Genomic DNA, 18,200 nt, shown 5'->3' with positions numbered 1-18,200 from the left:
GAAACAAATTTCTGTAACGCACTGAATTCAAATAGCTTCTGAATTCTGAGAGTCTCCGGATTCGCCTGTTCCCCATCTCCGGATCCTCCGCCGCCTGTTTCGCGCCCATTCCCGCAACGAACTGCCCGGGTTTTGGGCATTCACTGCGGATCGGCGTTTTCCAGCGAATGCGGCACCTACCCCCTTGTGGCCCTAACCGGGCATCCGCTACACAATCTGTGGTGGAATTAGGCAGTTGATGAAATTGGGGGCAGTCTGGCGGGGGCCAGCGGACCCGGTTTTAGAGATTTGAGCAGACCTTGAGCGGAAGACGTGAATTCGCAATACGGGTCAGGGGCATAGGCTGAACGACGTGTTAAATTTCGTCAAATCGCTGACCTTGGGTCAAAAGGCCATTACGCTGCTGACCGTGGATCTGATCCTGATCCCGCTGGCGCTTCTGGTGACCTTCGCGCTCCAGCCAGCACCGCTCCCCCTACGTGACACGCTGTTCCTGATCCTGCCGATCCTGCCCTATCTTCTGGCGGCCAGCGCCCTGGTCTCCTTCTGGATGGGCATTCCCTACACGCGCCTCAATGCCTATGAGAGCCGCGCCGTTGCCGGGACTGCGCAATACGCGGTGGCCAATGGGCTCATCGCGCTGGTGCTGGGCAAGATCGCGGGGCTTGGCCTGCCGGGCGGGCTCTATGTGATTTTTGCGGGCTGTTTCTTTCTCTTCTCGGCTGCGAGCCGGGTGGTGATGCTGCAAATCCTGACCGCGATCTATCGCCGGGATGAGGGCCATACCCGGGTGTTGATCTATGGGGCGGGGACCACGGGCACGCAGCTGGCCTCGGCGCTCAACGCCCATAAAACGATCTATCCGGTGGCCTTTGTGGACGACAACACCGCGCTCCATGGCCTGACCGTGGCCGGGCTGCCAGTGCACTCGCCGGTCCGGATCCGGGAGCTCGCCAATGCCAAGCAGATCGACCGCCTGCTTCTGGCGGTGCCCTCCCTGAGCCAGCCGAAACAGGCGCAACTGGCCCGCCGCTTGCAGAAGATGGGGCTCGACGTGCAGGCCCTGCCCTCCTTCTCGCAGCTCATCGGCGAGGAGCAACTGGTCGAGAAGCTCAAGCCGGTCGAAAGCCATACCTTCCTCGGGCGCCAGCAGCTCTGTGATGAGCTCGAGCGCGGCTGCGAGAGCTATGCGGGCCGGGTCGCTCTGATCTCCGGGGCTGGCGGCTCCATCGGCTCGGAACTGTGCCGTCAGCTCCTGGCCTGTCGCCCTGCGAAACTCGTGCTCTATGAGCTCAACGAGCTCGCCCTCTACAATGTGGAGATGGAGCTGCGCAGCCTGGCCGAGGTCACAGGCACCGAGCTGGTCCCGGTGCTGGGCTCGGTCACGGATCCACGGCAGGTGCGCGGCGTGCTGGCAGAACACGCGGTGCAGGTCGTGCTCCATGCGGCGGCCTACAAGCATGTGCCCCTGGTCGAAGCCAACCCGCTGGCCGGGCTTGCGAACAACGTCTTCGGCACCCAGACCCTCGCCCGCGAAGCCGCCGAGAGCGGGGTGGAGCGCTTCATTCTGATCTCCTCGGACAAGGCGGTCCGGCCCACCAATGTCATGGGCGCCTCCAAGCGTCTGGCCGAACTGGTGATCCAGGATCTGGCCACGCGCAGCCCGGGCACGGTCTTCACCATGGTCCGGTTCGGCAATGTGCTGGGCTCATCCGGGTCGGTCGTCCCGCTCTTTCAGGAACAGATCCGCCGGGGCGGTCCGGTGACGGTCACGGATCCCGGTGTGACCCGCTATTTCATGACCATCCAGGAGGCCGTGCGTCTTGTTCTGACCGCAGGCTCCATGGCCAAGGGCGGCGAGGTCTTCGTGCTGGATATGGGCCGGCCCGTGCCCATCGTGCAGCTGGCCCGTCAGGTGATCGAGAGCGCAGGCTATACCGTGCGCGACGGGGATGCGCCCGATGGCGATATCGAGATCGTCTTCACCGGTCTGCGCCCGGGCGAGAAGATGTACGAGGAACTGACACTGACCGATGATCATATCGGCACGCGCCATCCCAAGCTGTTCTGCGCCCGCGAGCAAAGCGTGTCGGAGATCGAGGTCGCGAGCATCCTGCGCGCCCTGCGCCATGCGGTGGCCTCCAGCGACCCGGTCGCGGGCCGCGCGGTGATTGATCGCTGGGTCGAGGGCTATGTTGCCGAGCCCCAACGCGTCCCGTCGTGACCGCCGCGTCAGACCCCGTATCAGACCCTGAAACAGGCCCGCGGAGAGGGGTCCCGGCCGCCGCGGCCCAAGGCGCCGGGGCAGCGGAGACACAGGCCCCTTTCCATCTCGTCGCTGACCGGGAAAACGCCTTGAAGCCGGGGGCGTTGCCATGGTCTCACTGCATCAGTTGGTGGGATGGTCTCACCGGCCCTGCGAGATCCTTTGCCATGCGCCACCTGCCCGTTTCCGCCCCGCTTGCCCCGGCCTTTGGTCCGCGCCGCCCGGGCAGATCCGTCCGGGCGCGCGCGGCAACCAGCCTGTGCTCTGCCGCGCTCTGCGCCGTGGCCCTGGCCCCGCAATCCGCCCTGGCCCAGGAAGGGCTGGCCCCCGCCCCGTTTCTTGTCACCGAGGGCGAAGCCCGGGCCGCAGCGAAACAACCCGATTACGCCTTTCGCCCGACACCGGAGGCCGTGCTCGCCCCGCCCAGCCTGAATTTCTACGGCGTGCCGGGGCTGATCGACATGCCGTCCGGCGAGGCGCTGCCCGATGGCCAGATCGCCGTGGGCATCTCGAATTTCGGCGGGCAGACCCGCACCACCCTGAGCTTTCAGCTCGCCCCCCGCCTGTCGGGCAGCTTCCGCTATACGGGCATTCAGGATTGGAACTCGGACGGGTTCGACACCTTCTATGACCGCAGCTTCGATGTCCGCTTCCTGGCCCTGGAAGAGAGCCGCTATCTGCCCTCGGTCACGATCGGTTTGCAGGATTTCGTGGGCACCGGCATCTATGCGGGCGAGTATATCGCGGCCACCAAGCACCTGACGCCCCGGATCAAGGGGACCTTGGGGCTGGGCTGGGGCCGTCTGGGCAGTGCGAATAATTTTGGCGGGATCATCTCCGATGACCGGCCGGATTTCGATGCCGACAGCCGCGGCGGCGAGATCGCGTCGGATCAGTGGTTCCGCGGGCCGCAATCGGTCTTTGGCGGGTTGGAATGGCAGATCACGGATCAGCTTGGGGTGAAGCTGGAATATTCCACCGATGCCTATGAGCCCGAGGCCGTGGAGCGCGATGTGTTCGAGCGCAAGTCGGACTGGAATTTCGGGCTCGAATACCAGGTGAACGACTCCCTGCGGCTCGGGGGGTATTACCTCTATGGCTCCGAGTTCGGCGTGATGGCCCAGCTGCAGTTCAATCCCAAGGGGCCGCCCCAGGCCCTGCGCGTGCCTGCGCCGGAGCCCGTGGCCCTGCGCCCGGACCGGGCAGCCAATCCCGCACTCTGGAGCACCGAGTGGCGCGCGCGCCCCGATGCGCTGCAGATCCTGCGCGATGCCCTGGCCCCCGCCCTGGCTGCCGAGGGGCTGGAACTGCGCAGCCTGGCGGCCACGGGCACCAGCATCGATCTGCGCTATACCAACAACCGCTATCTGTCTTCGGCCAACGGGGTGGGGCGCGCGGCCCGGGTTCTGGCGCAGATCTTGCCGCCCTCGATCGAGACCTTCCATCTGACCCCGGAGGTCAGCGGCATGCCGGCCAGCCAGGTCACCCTGCAGCGCTCGGATCTGGAAAGCCTGGAATTTGCCCCCCAGGCCGGGGCACGCCTGCTGGCGGAGGCCGAGATCTCCGAGGCGGCGGATCTGCCGCCCTCGGCCCTCCTGACCGATGAGGTGTCCCAGCCCCTGACCTGGGGGATCGGGCCCTATCTGGAGCAAAGCTTCTTTGACCCCGATGAGCCCTGGCGGTTCGAGATCGGGCTCGAGGCCACGGCGGCCTATCGGTTCACGCCGAACCTCACCCTGTCCGGCACGGTCAGCAAGGAAATCATCGGCACCATCGCCGATAGCGACCGGGAATCGAACTCGGTCCTGCCGCGCGTGCGCACGGACAGGATCCTCTATGCCCAGGAGGGCGATCCTGGGATCGAGGATCTGGTCCTGGCCTATACGTTCCGTCCGGGCGAGGATCTCTATGGCCGGGTGACCGCGGGCTATCTCGAGGCGATGTTCGGCGGCGTGTCAGCGGAGCTGTTGTGGAAGCCCGTGGACAGTCGCCTCGGCTTCGGGGTCGAGCTGAACTATGCCCGCCAGCGGGACTTCGATCAGCGGTTCGGCTTCCAGGAGTATGACGTGGTCACGGGCCATGCCTCGGCCTATTACGAGTTCGGCGATGGCTATCTCGGGCAGGTCGATATGGGGCGCTATCTGGCCGGGGATGTGGGGGCGACCTTCACCCTGTCGCGCGAATTCGACAATGGCTGGGAGCTGGGGGCGTTCTTCACCCTCACGGATGTCTCCTCCGAGGATTTCGGCGAAGGCTCCTTCGACAAGGGCATCCTGCTGTCGATCCCCGTGGGCTGGCTGCTGGGTAGCCCGAGCAAGGCGGGCCTCTCGACCACCATTCGACCTGTCCAGCGGGATGGCGGTCAGCGTCTCTCGGTGCCGGGACGGCTTTATGATCCGGTGCGCGCGCAGCATGCCCGCGCCCTCACGCGGCAATGGGAGCGGGTATGGCAATGATCGTCATGGATCGGATCCGGCACCGCGCCGCTGCGATGTGGCGCGCGAAATCCCCTCAAAAGAGCCTGTTTTTGGCCCTCTCATCGCCGTGGCGGGGACGGGCCAGGCGCGGGGTCGGCGCGGTGCTGTGCTGCTCGGCGCTGGTGGCTTGTGCGTCGACCGGGCCTGGGGGTGAGGACAATGTCTGGGCCGAGATCCGCGATACGGGCCGGATCCTGATCGCCCAGCGTGGGCCCGCGCCCCAGGCGCCGGAGATCACGCCCGAGATCCTGGCGGGGGTCGATTTCCCGCTGATCCGGACGCGGAACCTCTCCGCGGGCTCCAGCGCGACCTTGGCGGGGATCGCCCGCCGGGGCACGGCCAGCGCGCCGGTCATGGTCTGGCGCGGCGCGGATGAGGCCACCTTCACCACCCGCAGCGGGCTGCTGATCGCGACACGGGGCACCGGGGATGACCTGATCTCCGCGGATGTGCGCGGCGTTGAGGGGGCGCTGCGAAACGGGGGCGGAGCCTATGCCCGTTCCTATGTGGTGCTGCAGGGCAATACACGGGGCCGGACCCTGAGTTTCGACTGCCAGCTGCAAGCCGCCGGGGCCGAGACCCTGACCCTTGTGGGGCAGCGCCGGGACACCACCCGGTTCGAGGAAAGCTGCAGCGGCGCCGAGGGTGCGTTCCGCAATACCTATTGGCGCGGGGCCGAGGGCAGCCTGTGGCAATCCCGGCAATGGGCGGGGCCCGAGATCGGCCATCTCGTGATAGAGTTGCTCAAAAAATAGGCATTTCTCCGGGCCCTGTGGCACAGCCTGTGGCCTGCAGGCCTCTGTAACGGCAAAGCCGCGAAAACCCGCGTATGACCGGGGGCTGCCCGGCTTTGTTCATTGTCTCGCCACAGTGCAGCATCTATGTTTGGATCAATTGCGAATCCCACTTGAGGTATCCGATATGAAGACCTTTACCGCTCTTGCATCCGGTCTGGTTCTGGCCGCCGCAGCTGCTGCACCGGCTCTGGCCACATCCGAAGTTCCGCTGAACGTGGCTGTCTCCAGCCAGGCTGCCGAGCTTGGCAGCACTGTTGCCATCGGTGGCACCACCGTGCCGGCCGCTGCCGTGGGCTTCACCGCCTTTGGCGCCGTGGTTGTCGCAGGCGCTGCTGGCAGCAGCGACAGCACCACCACCACACCTGCCGCCGAGTAATTCTTCGGATCGGTTGGGATCGGCTCCCATGCCGGGCACTTTCAAGGCCTGCAGGGACCGACCACGCGCTGGACATGCGCCAGCTTCTAAGCGAACCCGACCGGGTTCGCTTTTCGCTTTCTGCGGGCAGGGGGGCCGCAGATGTCGCGCCAGGGCCGCACCCGTCTCCGGGTCTCCTCTGTCGCGGTGACGTACCCCGGGCGGGCCGCTAAAGTCCCGGCACGCCCGACTGTTATAGGTTTCCCAAGATGAGAATTGCTGTTGCTGGCATCGGCTATGTTGGCCTGTCCCTGAGTGTTCTGCTCGCCCAACGCCATGAGGTGGTCGCGCTCGACATCTCCGAAGACCGGGTGGCCCGGCTCAATGCCGGTGAGGCCCCGATCGCGGATCCCGAGATCGAGCGCTATCTGGCCGAGGAAAGCCTGACCCTGCGGGCCACCACCGATGCGGCCGAGGCCTTTGACGGCGCCCGCTATATCGTGGTGGCCACCCCCACCAGTTATGATCCCCAGACCAACCGCTTCGACACCAGCTCGGTGGAGGCGGTGATCGAGAGCGCGCTTAAGCTCGCCCCCGAGGCCACCATCGTCATCAAATCGACCATCCCCGTGGGCTATACTGAAGGCCTGCGCAGCAAGCTCGGGGCCGAAAACATTCTTTTCAGCCCGGAATTCCTGCGCGAGGGCAAGGCACTCTGGGACAATCTCCACCCCTCGCGCATCGTGGTGGGCGCCAAGACCGACGAAGCCCGGATCTTTGCCGATCTGCTGGTCGAGGGCTCCCTCGATGCGGATGTGCCCGTGCTCTTCACCCAGCCCACCGAGGCCGAGGCGATCAAGCTCTTTGCCAATACCTTCCTCGCCATGCGCGTGGCCTATTTCAACGAGCTCGACAGCTATGCTCTGGCCCATGGGCTCGACAGCCGCTCGGTGATCGAGGGGGTCTGCCATGACCCGCGGGTGGGCAGCCACTATAACAACCCCTCCTTCGGCTATGGCGGCTATTGCCTGCCCAAGGACACCAAGCAGCTTCTGGCGAATTACGCCACCGTGCCCCAGAACATGATCTCGGCCATCGTGGACGCCAACACGACCCGCAAGGATTTCATCGCCGAACAGATCCTCGCCCAGAAGCCCGCCACGGTCGGCATCTACCGGCTGGTGATGAAGGCCGGCTCGGACAATTTCCGCGACAGCTCGATCCAGGGGATCATGAAGCGGCTCAAGGCCAAGGGCATCGCCGTCACGGTCTATGAGCCCGAACTGCCCGATGAGACCTTCTTCAACAGCCCGGTGGAGCGGGATCTGGAGGTGTTCAAATCCAGCGTGGATGTGATCGTGGCCAACCGCATGGATGACCTGATCGCGGATGTGGAAGCCAAGGTCTTCACCCGAGACCTCTTCGGCGAGAGCTGAGCCGAGGGCGGGGCAGGGATCATGGAGGAGGGCCGGGCAGACAGCGCAGAGGCGCCGGTCCTACTCCTCCATATCGGGGGGCCGAAATGTGGCTCCAGCGCCCTGCAACGCTATCTCTTCCATGGCCGGCGCAGGCTCGCGGGGCAGGGGATCCACTATATCGACCGGGAGTTCGGCATCGATCCGGATCTGGCGATGTCCCACAACCAGATGATGCTGCGCTTGGCCCGGGCAGGGGCCAGCGGCCTGTTGCAGACCCGCTTTACGGCCCTGGCGGCCCGTGGTCCGGACCAGACCTATCTGCTCAGCTCCGAGGTGCTGACCACCGAAGCCGGGCACGCGGCCGAGGCCCTGCGCGGGATGGACCGGCTCTTTGCGGTGCGGATCGTGCAATATGTTCGCCCCCAGGTGGAGTTCCTCAAAAGCGCCTGGCAGCAATGGGGGCTGGGCCTGTCCTTCGCGGCTTGGGTGGACCAGGCCCTGACCGAAGACCGCGCCAACTGGGCCCGAAGTCAGGCGCTCTGGCGCGACGCCCTGCCGGAGGCTGAAATCATCACCCGGCTCTATGCACGGGACCACATGCCCGGCGGGGATGTGGTGGCGGATTTCTGCAGCGCCCTCGGTTGGGACCGGGTCGAGACCCCCCATGGCGGGCTCGCCAATCCCAGTTATGACGATGCCACCGCCCTCGCCCTGCAGGAGCTCGAGCGCCGGGAGGGGCTGACCCCGCTAACCCTGGTGCGCCATTGCAAGCGGGAGGGGATCCTCTTTCCCACCCGGTCCGAGAACCTGGTCTTTCCGCCGGACCTGCAAGCCCGGGTCACGGCGCATTATGCGGCGGGCAATGCTGCGCTTTGTGCCCAGGCCGGGTTTGAGGCTGCGACCCGCACCCGGTTCGAAACCCCGCAGATCGCCCCCTATACCCCGCCCGACCCCACCCGTCTGGCGGAGGCCCGGGCGGCCGTGGCCGAGCGCCTCGAGGGGATCGACCTGCACAGGTTGCCCGGGCGCAGCCCGCAGCTCTGAGCGGCGCAAAGCGGCTCTGAAACAGGCTCTTTTCAAGGGGAATGCGCCGCCTTCAGGCGACTGCGTCGTCCATCAGGCGCGCGCGGAGGGCCTGGGCGAGGGTCCGGTCCTGCCCGGGCAGATCAAAGACCTCGCTCAGGATGCGATGGGCCCGGCGCAGGATCTGCGCCTCGGACATCTCGCCATAGGCGAGCCCCTCCGAGATCTGCCCGAACTCCGCCATCACGAAGCGCTCGGGATCCTCATGGCAGAGGAACCGCTCGGCCAGGGCGAAATTCTCGTTCAGGAAGTGATCCCGGATCCGGCGCCCCTGATCGCGCGAGAGCATCCGCGCATTCGGGCGCTGATATGCGGGCGGCAGGGCCCGGGTCAGGCGATGGGCGAAGCGGGCATCATGGCGGCTGTCAAAGAACAGCCCGTGATGGCGCATCATGAAATGCATCAGGGCGAAATCCACGCTGGGATTGCTGGCCTCGGTGAAAACGCTCTCTTCCCCGGTGGGCCAGTCAAAAAGCGCGAAGAAATCATAGGCTGGCTGGCCGCGCGCCATCAGGCGGGGCAGGAAGGGCCGCAGCCGGATCTGCGCACGGGGCAGGGCGTCGCGCCAAGCCTGCATGATCCCCAGGTAATTGGGCTGGTTGACCCGCAGATGGCGTTGCAGGCTGGCCTCCAGGGTCAGCCCGTCCTTGAGGTCCCATTGCTTCCAGGCCGAGGGGATCCAGTCGATCTGGGGTCGGATATAGGCCACCACGGTCATGTCGCACGCCTGATCGAGCCCGGCAAAGAGCCGCTCTGGCGCCCGCAGATCCGCCAGGTTTTCCGACGACAGGACCAGCGTGTCCCCGGGATCTGCGGCTGCGATCTGGCCGCGCAGGCGGGCCTGAAAGGCGATCCCGGCCTCGGCGCTCTCCATGGCCTGCTGCAGGGGCCAGAGCGGCGGTTGCAGCTCCTCTGGGGTCTCGGGTAGGGCAAGATCGCGGTTGAAGACCCGCACTCCGCGCGCCCGCAACGCGGGCAGCTGGGCCACCATGGCGTTGAAGATCGAGGTGCTGCCGCATTTCGGGAAGCCCGCATGGAGGATCAGGGATGTCATCGCTTGCCTCCGGGCCCAGATCCCGCGGCGCCGGTCACGCCGGGGCAGGGGGCAGGATCGCGGTCGGGTGCCGTAAGGGAAACGTGCCGGGGATGCATGCCGATCAGTTCTACAGGGCCGCCCCGGGAAGGCAAGCTGCGGGGCTGTGACGGGCTGGGGCAGGGGCCTGATCAGGCGCGGTGAAACACCCCGATCTCGGCCCAGTCAAAGCGCAGCACCGCCGAGGAGGGCCGCTTGCGCGCCTCCAGGGTGAAACCTGCCGCCGTGATCTCGGGGATCAGCGTCTCGAGCGGGGTGTCGCCCACCACAAAGAGCGGCGCGTCGGGCGCGAGCAGCCGCGCCACCTCGGCCAGGGCGGGGCCGCGCAGGGCCGGATCATCGAGTGTTTCGTTCAGGCAGGCCAGCTGCAGGGAGCCCGCCTCGTTCGAGAGCCGCCCTTCCGCCGCCTCAAGGGTCCCGGCAAAGCCCTCGGGTGGCAGCATCGGCCCGCGGAACTGCTGATCCCAGAAGCCCTGCAGGGCGGCGGGGATATTCACCCCCAACCCGGGCAGGCGGCGATAGAGCAGGATCGTCTCGGCCAGCACCCGGTGCAGGCTGCGCGCCCGGCGGTCCGAGCCGCATTGGCCGCAGCGCGCCGCCACATCGCCGCCCTCGAAATCCGGGGCCTGATGGCCGCAGATGTTGCAATGGCGCCCCTCGCGCCGGGCGATCCGGTCGAGCCAGACCAGATCCACCAGCTCGGGCGGGTGCAGCGCGCCGTGATGCTCATCCACCCGGGCCGAAAGCCCGGGCCGGGTCTTGTTGAAGAGCGACATGAGCCCGGGCACCTCGCCCAGCTCCCAGCCGCGGCTTTCCACGTAGAAGGAGTATTCCACATCCGTATAGGCATGGGGCACCGCCTCGGAGAAGCCACCGATCGTCTCATACATGGCCCGGCGCACGGCGAAGAACCCGCCCTGCACATGGGAAAAGGCCCGGTCGGGATTGTCCGTGGCAAAGCCCGGGTTGCGGAAATCGTCAAAGAGCGCGATCCGCGACGGGTAGTCCCGGCCATGGAGATAGCTCGGCGAATAGCACAAGGTGCCCGCCAGCCCGACCTCCGGATGGGCGTCGAGATAGGTGACAAAGGGCCGTTCCCAGCCCTGCTTGGTGGTCATGCCTTCCTTGCCGCAGACATAGATCATGTAATCGGAGGACCCATGGGCCATGCACAGATTGGTGCCCGGCCCCACCAGCGCGTTCTCGCGGTTCAGGATCAGGGTCATGTTGTCCTGGGCCCCATAGACCGAGAGCAGATGGGCCAGGGCCGGCGCGTCCGAGCCATTGTCGCAGACCACCAGATGGAAGGGCAAATCCGTATTGGCATAGAGCCGCCGGATCACCTCGCGGGTCTGGGCGAGATTGTTCCAGGACACCACCATCAGGTCGAGCGTCTCGCCCGCCCAGAAGCGCAGCAGCGTGTTGACCAGATCCGGACCGTTATGGTTGCGCCGCAACAGGGCCTCGGCATCCTCGATCATGGTCGCCACGGCGATCTCGGGCAGGGCGTAATAGGCGCGGATCTTGGCGGCCAGAGCCTCGGGGGTGACATCCTCCGACAGCATGCCCGTGATCCCGTCATGGACCAGATCCGGGATCCCGGCGATGGGCGTGGTCAGCACCGGCAGCCCGGCGGCCATGGCCTCCATCAGGGTGGTGGGGATCCCGTCCATATCCCCATCCGCCGCCCGCACCGAGGGCACGGCAAAGAGGTCATGGGCCCGGAACACCTCCATCAGCGCCTCCCGGCCCTTGACCGGCCCGTGCAGGGTGACATTGGAGATCTCCTGATCCTCGATGATCTGGCGATAGAGATCCTCCAGCGGGCCATAGCCATGGATGTTGATCGTGATCCCGTCCCGCTCCAGCAGCTTGCCCGCCCGGATCAGCACATCGAGCCCCTTCTTCTCGGCAAAGCGCGAGACCGCGGCCACGGCGCGGTGGCGGCGGGCGGGGCGGTCGGGGATCTTGCCCCCGGTAAAGAGATCCGGGTCGATGCAGTTGGAGTTGATTGTCACCTTCTCGGCCCGCACCCCGCGATCCACCAGGTAATCCCGGTGAAAGCGCGACAGGGTGAAGATCTGCAGACAGAGCGGGTCGGCGCTGATCTCGTCCAGCCGGTTGGCCACCACGTTCTTGTAGCGGAAGATATCCTGGGCATGGGCGATGCAGGTAAAGGGGATCCCGGCCTTGCGCGCGGCGGGCCAGACCATGTCGGTCACCGTGGGATAGATGAAATGGCCATGGACCATATTGCGCCCGGTCTCGGTCAGCCGCGCGGCCAGATGGTCCGCATCCTCGACCTGTTCCCATTGGATGTCGAAATCCGGGGCGAAATCGGCAAAGGGCGAGGCCCGGCAGAAGACCTGCACATCGATCCCCTGAGCCTTCAACAGGCGCAGCTCGTTGAGCACGAAGGTCTCCGAAGGGACCGGGAAATGGGTGCAGTAATAGGCCAGTTTCAGATCCGCGCGCGGGATCTGCCGGGGCAGGGCGCGGGCGGGCAGGACCAGGGGGGCAGGGGCGGCGCCTGCCTCCAGCTCGGCCAGAAGCGGCGCATAGGCCTCGGCCATGGCCGCGTGATAGGCGGTCCGGCCAAAGGCGGCCTCTGCATGATCCGCCGCGCGCAGCCCGTCCAGCAGCAGCTGCTTGCGGTCCCGGCCATAGGCCAACACTTGGGCGGCCACGGCCTCGGTGTCGCCGACAGGGACCACATGGCCGGTCTCGCCCGGGATCACCAGCTCGGGCGGCCCGCCATGGTCATAGACGATCGCCGGGCGCCCGGCGGCCATGCCTTCGAGCACCGTGCGCCCGAAGCTTTCCTGAAACTGCGACAGGCTGAGCACGAGATCGAGCTCGGCCACGGCCTCGGCGGGGCTCTCGCGATAGCCCGCGATGCGCAGGCTCCGGGGCAGCTCGCCCGCCTCGATCCGGGCCTGCAGGGCCTCCGTATGGGCGTGTTCGGGCCCGATTAGCAGAAACTCCGCCTCGGGCAGGTCGGGGGCCACGCGCCGGGCGACCTCGGCGAAATCGGCAATGCCCTTCTTGGGCATGTTCGAGCTGATCATGCCCACCCGCAGGGGCCCCTCCACCGGGAGCGGGGGCAGGCTCTGCAAGGCGCCCATATCGGCGGTGTTATAGACCACGGCGGCCTGACGGCCCGGGGTGTTGAAACAGGCGGCCGTGGCCTTGGAATTGGCGATGACCCGGTCGCATTGGCCCCAAAGCCCGGTGATGATCCGATCGGCCTCGGCCCCCAGCATCTCCTGAAGGGAGGCGTCATGGGTGATCAGCTCGCGCGCCTGCACCACGCTGGGCCGCCCCATGCGCCGGGCGGCGACCAGGGGCTCGCGCAGGGTGATCGTATTGGCATGGACGATATCGATCCGCTCTTCGGCCATGAGCTGGGCAAAGCTGGTCACGGCGGCCTCGTCCAGCGGGCTGCCCACCTGCCACCACTCATAGGCCAGCACCGCCACCGCACAGGCGCGGCTGCGCAGAAGCTCGATATAGGGCCCGTTGCCATCGCCGGGCACGGCGATGATCACATTGATCTCCATCGCCGTTAGCGCGTCGAGCATGTCGATCAGACTGCGCTCGGACCCATAGAGCTGGTCGCCCACCGTATGGGCCACCAGCAGCACCGTGGGCCGGGTCGGTTGCCGCTCCCGCAGGCCGGACAGGCGGGTGATCTCGGCCCGCAGCCCCGCACTGCGCGCAGGGGGCAGGGCCGGCCGGGTCGGGGGCCGCGCCACGCGCCCCTCGGGCTTGCCATAGCGGATGTAATGCAGGACCGGATTGTAATCCGCCTCGGCCACATCGGCATAATCGGCGCGATAGGCCTTGGCATCGAATTTCGGCCCGGGATTGCGCAGCAGCCGCGCCCCGAGCCAGAGGAAATGCTCCATCGGATCCATGCCGAGCGCGGCCACATCCGGATAGGTGTTGCGGTACCAAAGAGCATCGAACAGGCCCGACGCCTCCAGATCAGCGCGGTCGGAATGCAGGTCGTCAGACATCATGCTCTGGCTCCGGTCTCAGGACCGGCCATGGGGGCTGTCGGCCAGATCCGGGGCCGCGGCGCGGGGGGCGTCTGCACCCTCCGGCCCTGCGGGTGCGGCGCTGTCCGGGGCCAGAACGCGCTCTTCCGCGCGCTCTTCCACGGGGTCCGCCCCGGGCTCTTCTGCGGGCTCCAGCGCCGCGGCCCTGTCATCGGGAGCCTCGGCCGGGTCCGCCGCCGGGATCTCTGCAGGGGCGTCGGCCTGCAGCTCCGGGATGTCTGCCTCGGAGCGATCTGCCTCCGGGATATCTGTCTCTGGGGCCTCTGTCTCGGGGAGGTCTGCTTCCGAGGCGTCCGGTTCTGGCGTCCCCTCTGCCATCGGGGTCTCGGCCACCGGGCAGTGGCGCGGCTGGGTCAGGTCCCGGGGTGCGCGGCCCTCGGTCAGGCCGTATTGCACGAAATGCCGGGCCGGATCGGTGCCGCTATCGGCCACATCGGGGTTCGTGGTCAGGTAGTATTCCGCATCAAAGGCGCCGGTGGCCAGGAGCCTCCGGGCACATTCGGCGAAATCCGCGTCCTGCAGCCGGGCCCCCTCTGCGGCGGGATCCGCGGCCCCGGGCCCCTGCAACAGAGCCTCCATCAGCTCGGGCAGCCAGGTGATCATCCGGGTCCGGGCTTTTTGCAGGGCGCGGGTTTCCTGCTCGCTCCGGGCCAGAAGACGGGTCAGCTCGGCCATCTCGCGGGTCTGGGCCTCCAGCTGCTGGGCCTGCCGATCAAGGGTGCGGGCGAAGGTCTCCGGGGCCAGATCCCCCCCGGCGCGTGGCTCGCTCTGGGCCAAGAGCCGGGTCAGGGTCAGCACCTCGGCTCGGGCGGTCTCAAGCTGGGCATGGGCCGCATCCCGGGCGCCTTCGAGCACGCGGATCTCGACCTGCGCTTCGAGGATCTCGGTCTGGCGCTGATGGCCCAGCAGACGGGTCTCCGTCAGAGCCGTCTGGAGCGCGGCCAGCTCCTTGTCCTGGGCTGGGGGGGACGTCTGCTTGTCCTCGGGCATAGCCGTTTTCTGAGGCGCCTGGGCCGCGTCCGGGTTGATTTTGGACATGCTCACCCTTTATCGACAAGCGCCCGACAAGATGCGCGTCCTGCCCTGTAGCGACGTTATTCCGACATGGCAGACTATTTCCATGCTGCAACGAAAAGAAAGCTTCTGCGCCAATTGTGGTGCACGATATGCTGTCTTGCGTGGGTTGTGCAACTGCCTCCCCGAAATGCCTGTGTCGCAGATGTGGCTTTCACATCGCCCGCTCACCGGTCAGCGATGCGCCGATAGGCCAGGATCAGCCCGGCCCCGACAAACACGCCAAGGGCATTCATGATCAGGTCATCCACATTGAATTGCCGATAGGCGCAGGGATAGAGCCCCCACAACCCGCTGAGTTGTGTCAACTCCAGCACCAGGGTCAGGGCGCAGCCAAAGAGGGCCGCCTTGGCCAGGCTCGGCACTTGCTGCCCAAAGGCCAGGCCGATGGCGACGCAGATGACGAAGTTCATGGCGGTGGCCGCCAGGGTCCGGTTCATCACCCAGCCCAGAAGACCGGTTTCGGCGGATTGCAGGTGCCCCACAGCCTCGAGAAACCGGCCCGGGCTGAGCTGTGGGGTGGCCGAGGGGACCGGACAGACCAGGGTTGCCGGGTCGGGAAACGGGTGCATGGTCAGAAAGGCGAAGGTGCAGGTCAGCGCGAAAAGGGGCAGTGCCCCCCATCCCGGAAAGCGGCCGATCCCGCGCAGCGCGCCCAGGATCACCAGGCTGAGGGCCGTCCCATACACCACCGCCAACCCGGCATACCCGAAAACCCAACTGCCCACTCCAGATCCCTCAATTCTTGAAAAATGCCTGCATATTGCGCCCTTTTTGACGGTTTGCCGCATATCCGCAAGGGCGGGGAGCCCCTATCGCCATGGGAGGAGGGGGCAACGGGATTGGGCTGGACCGATCCGGGCGTTGTGCCTATCTGAAACGCGTTTTGATGCAATAACAGACCGGATGACGGACATCATGGCAGAGCTCGCGACAGGCCCGACTGCAGACGACATGCCCCCAGCGCAGAGCGGGTCCCGGATCGGTCCCAAGATCGGGCCCCAGAACACGGCCGTGCTCACGCTGACCTATGGGGATCGGATCGCGTTTCTCGATCAGGTGCTTGCGGCTGTGGCCGCCGCCGGCGTGGCCCGCGCCTTTGTTCTGGCCAATGGGCTCAGCGAGGCGGTGGCCCAAAACTTGGCGGAGGTTGCGGGCGCCCGGCCTGATCTGGATGTGCAGATCGTGACCGCCCCGGAAAATCTCGGTTCGGCTGCCGGCTATGCCCGCCTGCTCGACAGGATGCTGCAGGACCCCGAGATCCAGGCCGCGTGGTTTCTCGATGATGACAATGTCCCGCAACCGGAGGCGCTCTCCCATTTGCTGGATGTGGTGGCCGCAGGGCCTGCGACGGCGGCCTGTGCGCTGCGCACGGATCACACCTATATGGCGGACGCAATCCGGCGGGGCTATGCGCTGGAGCCGATGCGCGGTGAAGCTTTCGGCGTGGATATTCTCAAGCGGCCCCGGCGCCTGCTCACCCGGCTCCGGCACCGTTTGGCCCGGAGCGGCTCCGGCGGCGGGCTGACCCCGGCCACCCATGTGCCCTATGGCGGGCTGCTGGTGCCCCGCGATATGGTGGTTCGGGCCGGTCTGCCGCGGACGGATTTCGTCCTCTATATGGATGATTTCGAGTACAGCAAACGGATCGCGGAGACCGGGCAGATCCTGTTGGTGCCCGAGGCTCTGGTGGATGATGTGGATGTCTCCTGGAACGCCACCGGGGCGGGGCAGGAGGCCAAGAAAGCGCCACGCTCCCAGACCGGCAAGCTCGTGCAGATGACCCCGGATTTCCGCATGTATTACGCCGTGCGCAACGCGATCTATCTGGATTTTCGCCGCCTCACCCTGCTGAGCGCGCCGCTCTTTGCGATCAACCTGACCCTGTTGCTGGGCGGCACCGGGGCCAAGGCGCTGCTGGCGGGGCGCCCGGGCAATGCCAAGGCCCTCTTTGATGCGGTGACCGATGGGCTCCGGGGGCGGCTTGGCCGGGCGGCAGGGTATCCCCTGCCCTGAGGGGCCGCCCTAGCCGACCTTCTTGCGCAGCTTCTGGACCATGGCCATGGCGCCCTCCCGCAGGACTGCGCTTTGCAGCAGGCGCGCCAGATAGATCGCCAGAAGGATGGCGACCGCGACCGCGAACTGGACCAGCTCCGTGCTGTCCTGGATCTGCTGGCGGGTGAGCAGGATGGCCGCGATGGCCGCCCAGCCGATCAGCAGATCGGGCAGATAGGACCGCGCGATCACCGCCGCCGTCAGATGCGTGGCGCGGGTGGCGAACCAGGCGGCCACGGGCAGGCGGATGGCGAAGTTGCCGCAGACAATCCAGATCGCCACATTGATCAGGCGGTTCTCGGGGGCCGAGAACAGATAGGCCCCGCCAAGGGCGGCCACGACCACGGCGAGACAGACCATGCCATACATCAGGATATGCTTGCGCGCGGCCTGCGCATTGAGCGACCACACGACCCCCTGATCGATGGGGTTTTGCATGATCATCAGGCTGAGCCAGGCCAGCAGCGGGGCGGCAGCGGCCCAATCGGGGCCCAGAATGAAGGGCACGAAGATATCGGCCGTCGAGAAGCTCAGCACACTGATCGGGATCAGCAGGAAGTTCAGGAACACGATGGCCCGCCCGAAGAGCGCGCGAAAGGCGGGCCCGTCCTCCTGCAGGCGGCTCAGGGAGGGAATGAAGATCGAGGCCAGGGGGCTGACGATCCGTTCGGGCAAGAGCCGCGAGAGGGTCACGCTGCGATGATAGAGCCCGGCGGCTGTCGGAGAGATCTGTCCCCCCACGACCAGTGTCGGCAGACCCTGGGCCACCAGCTGGAACATGTAGCCGACCGAGACGCTGGCCCCGAATTTCAGCGCGCCGGTGGAGCCTCGCAGATCGGTCTCGCCCAGGGAGGAGGGCTTCCAGGCGACCCCCCAGACATAGAGCACGAGGGTGATCAGCGTCTGCAGCACCTGTTGCAGGATCACGGCCCAGTAGCTCGCCCCGGCCAGGGCGGCGATCACCGCGACCACAGTGCTGACCACAAAGGCGATCAGGGTGCCATTCTCCAGCAGCACCAGCTTCTGCTTGCGCCGCAGGATCGCAATATAGGGTGTCAGGGCCGCCGAGAGGATCACCGAGATCCCCAGAACCGCAAAGACCGGCCCCACTTCGGGCACGTCGAAATGCTGCGCGGCCAGTCCCGAGCCGGCGATCATCAACCCGCCAAAGACGATCCCCAGGAAGAGATTGACCCAGAACAGGGTATTCACCAGGCGATGGGTCACCACCTGCATCTGGATGATCGGCTGCGCCAGGCCAAATTGCGAGATATGCATCGCGATCATCGCCACGGGCATGGCCAGGGAGGCGATGCCGAATTCCTCGGGCGGGATCAGCCGGACCAGCACGATCGCGCTGCCCAGATGCAGGATCAGCTTGATGGCGGACAGGGCCAGAACGAATGCCGTGGATTTGCGCACCCGGCTCTGGGTGCCGGGACCCAGGGCGCTGACATCGAAATACGCATCGCGGGGATCGGGCTGCAGCGGCTCAGGCACGGGGCGCTCCGGGATGGCGGG

General features: G+C 66.5%; 12 protein-coding genes. 7 read left to right on the top strand and 5 right to left on the bottom strand.

Features of this window, described 5'->3' with window-relative positions; genetic code table 11:
- The first annotated feature begins 352 nt into the window (after positions 1 to 352).
- From ACP153_RS21595 to ACP153_RS21570, 6 genes are all read left to right on the top strand, one after another.
- Positions 353 to 2,224: a polysaccharide biosynthesis protein gene (locus tag ACP153_RS21595; protein WP_424973087.1), complete on the top strand. Its 1,872-nt coding sequence runs from the start codon at positions 353 to 355 to the stop codon at positions 2,222 to 2,224.
- Between the two features lie 209 nt (positions 2,225 to 2,433).
- Entirely contained in the window at positions 2,434 to 4,722 is a 2,289-nt protein-coding gene (locus tag ACP153_RS21590) for a YjbH domain-containing protein (RefSeq protein ID WP_424973086.1), read from the top strand.
- Positions 4,713 to 5,498 (top strand): YjbF family lipoprotein, encoded by a 786-nt coding sequence (locus ACP153_RS21585; protein WP_424973085.1) that lies wholly within the window; start codon positions 4,713 to 4,715, stop codon positions 5,496 to 5,498. Before ACP153_RS21590 ends, ACP153_RS21585 begins: the two co-directional genes overlap by 10 nt.
- Positions 5,499 to 5,664: 166 nt before the next feature.
- Complete coding sequence (locus ACP153_RS21580) at positions 5,665 to 5,916, top strand: hypothetical protein (RefSeq protein ID WP_424973084.1); 252 nt, start codon at positions 5,665 to 5,667, stop codon at positions 5,914 to 5,916.
- Positions 5,917 to 6,164: 248 nt separating this feature from the next.
- Complete coding sequence (locus ACP153_RS21575) at positions 6,165 to 7,331, top strand: nucleotide sugar dehydrogenase (protein ID WP_424973083.1); 1,167 nt, start codon at positions 6,165 to 6,167, stop codon at positions 7,329 to 7,331.
- A gap of 21 nt (positions 7,332 to 7,352) precedes the next feature.
- Positions 7,353 to 8,357 carry a hypothetical protein gene (locus tag ACP153_RS21570; RefSeq protein WP_424973082.1) on the top strand — a complete coding sequence of 335 codons (1,005 nt, stop codon included), beginning with the start codon at positions 7,353 to 7,355 and terminating at the stop codon, positions 8,355 to 8,357.
- Positions 8,358 to 8,409: 52 nt separating this feature from the next.
- On the opposite strand, the gene ACP153_RS21565 is transcribed toward ACP153_RS21570, so the two are convergent.
- The 4 genes from ACP153_RS21565 to ACP153_RS21550 all read right to left on the bottom strand — a co-directional run bounded on the left by ACP153_RS21565 (position 8,410) and on the right by ACP153_RS21550 (position 15,352).
- On the bottom strand, positions 8,410 to 9,450 hold the full coding sequence (locus ACP153_RS21565) for a hypothetical protein (protein ID WP_424973081.1): 1,041 nt from the start codon (positions 9,448 to 9,450) through the stop codon (positions 8,410 to 8,412).
- Between the two features lie 170 nt (positions 9,451 to 9,620).
- Positions 9,621 to 13,511: a glycosyltransferase gene (locus ACP153_RS21560; RefSeq protein ID WP_424973080.1), complete on the bottom strand. Its 3,891-nt coding sequence runs from the start codon at positions 13,509 to 13,511 to the stop codon at positions 9,621 to 9,623.
- 15 nt (positions 13,512 to 13,526) lie between these two features.
- Positions 13,527 to 14,588 carry a hypothetical protein gene (locus ACP153_RS21555; protein ID WP_424973079.1) on the bottom strand — a complete coding sequence of 354 codons (1,062 nt, stop codon included), beginning with the start codon at positions 14,586 to 14,588 and terminating at the stop codon, positions 13,527 to 13,529.
- Between the two features lie 203 nt (positions 14,589 to 14,791).
- Positions 14,792 to 15,352, bottom strand: coding sequence for a VanZ family protein (locus tag ACP153_RS21550; protein ID WP_424973078.1), 561 nt, complete (start codon positions 15,350 to 15,352; stop codon positions 14,792 to 14,794).
- Positions 15,353 to 15,542: 190 nt separating this feature from the next.
- Here ACP153_RS21550 and ACP153_RS21545 point away from each other — a divergent pair, with 190 nt between their 5' ends.
- The gene (locus ACP153_RS21545) at positions 15,543 to 16,640 is read left to right on the top strand and encodes a glycosyltransferase (RefSeq protein ID WP_424973077.1); all 1,098 of its coding nucleotides are present in this window, start codon (positions 15,543 to 15,545) and stop codon (positions 16,638 to 16,640) included.
- 9 nt (positions 16,641 to 16,649) lie between these two features.
- Here ACP153_RS21545 and ACP153_RS21540 read toward each other — a convergent pair whose 3' ends face one another.
- Entirely contained in the window at positions 16,650 to 18,179 is a 1,530-nt protein-coding gene (locus tag ACP153_RS21540; protein WP_424973076.1) for an oligosaccharide flippase family protein, read from the bottom strand.
- Between the last annotated feature and the right edge of the window lie 21 nt (positions 18,180 to 18,200).

Origin of the sequence: Dinoroseobacter sp. S76 (genome assembly GCF_049801095.1) — a bacterium.
GTDB lineage: Bacteria > Pseudomonadota > Alphaproteobacteria > Rhodobacterales > Rhodobacteraceae > Dinoroseobacter.
This window is presented reverse-complemented; position numbering and strand designations above follow the sequence as displayed.

Coding starts and splice junctions, on each gene's coding strand:
- ACP153_RS21590 (WP_424973086.1), top strand. CDS start 2,434: ATGCGCCACCTGCCCGTTTCCGCCCCGCTTGCCCCGGCCTTTGGTCCG.
- ACP153_RS21585 (WP_424973085.1), top strand. CDS start 4,713: ATGGCAATGATCGTCATGGATCGGATCCGGCACCGCGCCGCTGCGATG.
- ACP153_RS21580 (WP_424973084.1), top strand. CDS start 5,665: ATGAAGACCTTTACCGCTCTTGCATCCGGTCTGGTTCTGGCCGCCGCA.
- ACP153_RS21575 (WP_424973083.1), top strand. CDS start 6,165: ATGAGAATTGCTGTTGCTGGCATCGGCTATGTTGGCCTGTCCCTGAGT.
- ACP153_RS21570 (WP_424973082.1), top strand. CDS start 7,353: ATGGAGGAGGGCCGGGCAGACAGCGCAGAGGCGCCGGTCCTACTCCTC.
- ACP153_RS21565 (WP_424973081.1), bottom strand. CDS start 9,450: ATGACATCCCTGATCCTCCATGCGGGCTTCCCGAAATGCGGCAGCACC.
- ACP153_RS21560 (WP_424973080.1), bottom strand. CDS start 13,511: ATGATGTCTGACGACCTGCATTCCGACCGCGCTGATCTGGAGGCGTCG.
- ACP153_RS21555 (WP_424973079.1), bottom strand. CDS start 14,588: ATGTCCAAAATCAACCCGGACGCGGCCCAGGCGCCTCAGAAAACGGCT.
- ACP153_RS21545 (WP_424973077.1), top strand. CDS start 15,543: ATGGCAGAGCTCGCGACAGGCCCGACTGCAGACGACATGCCCCCAGCG.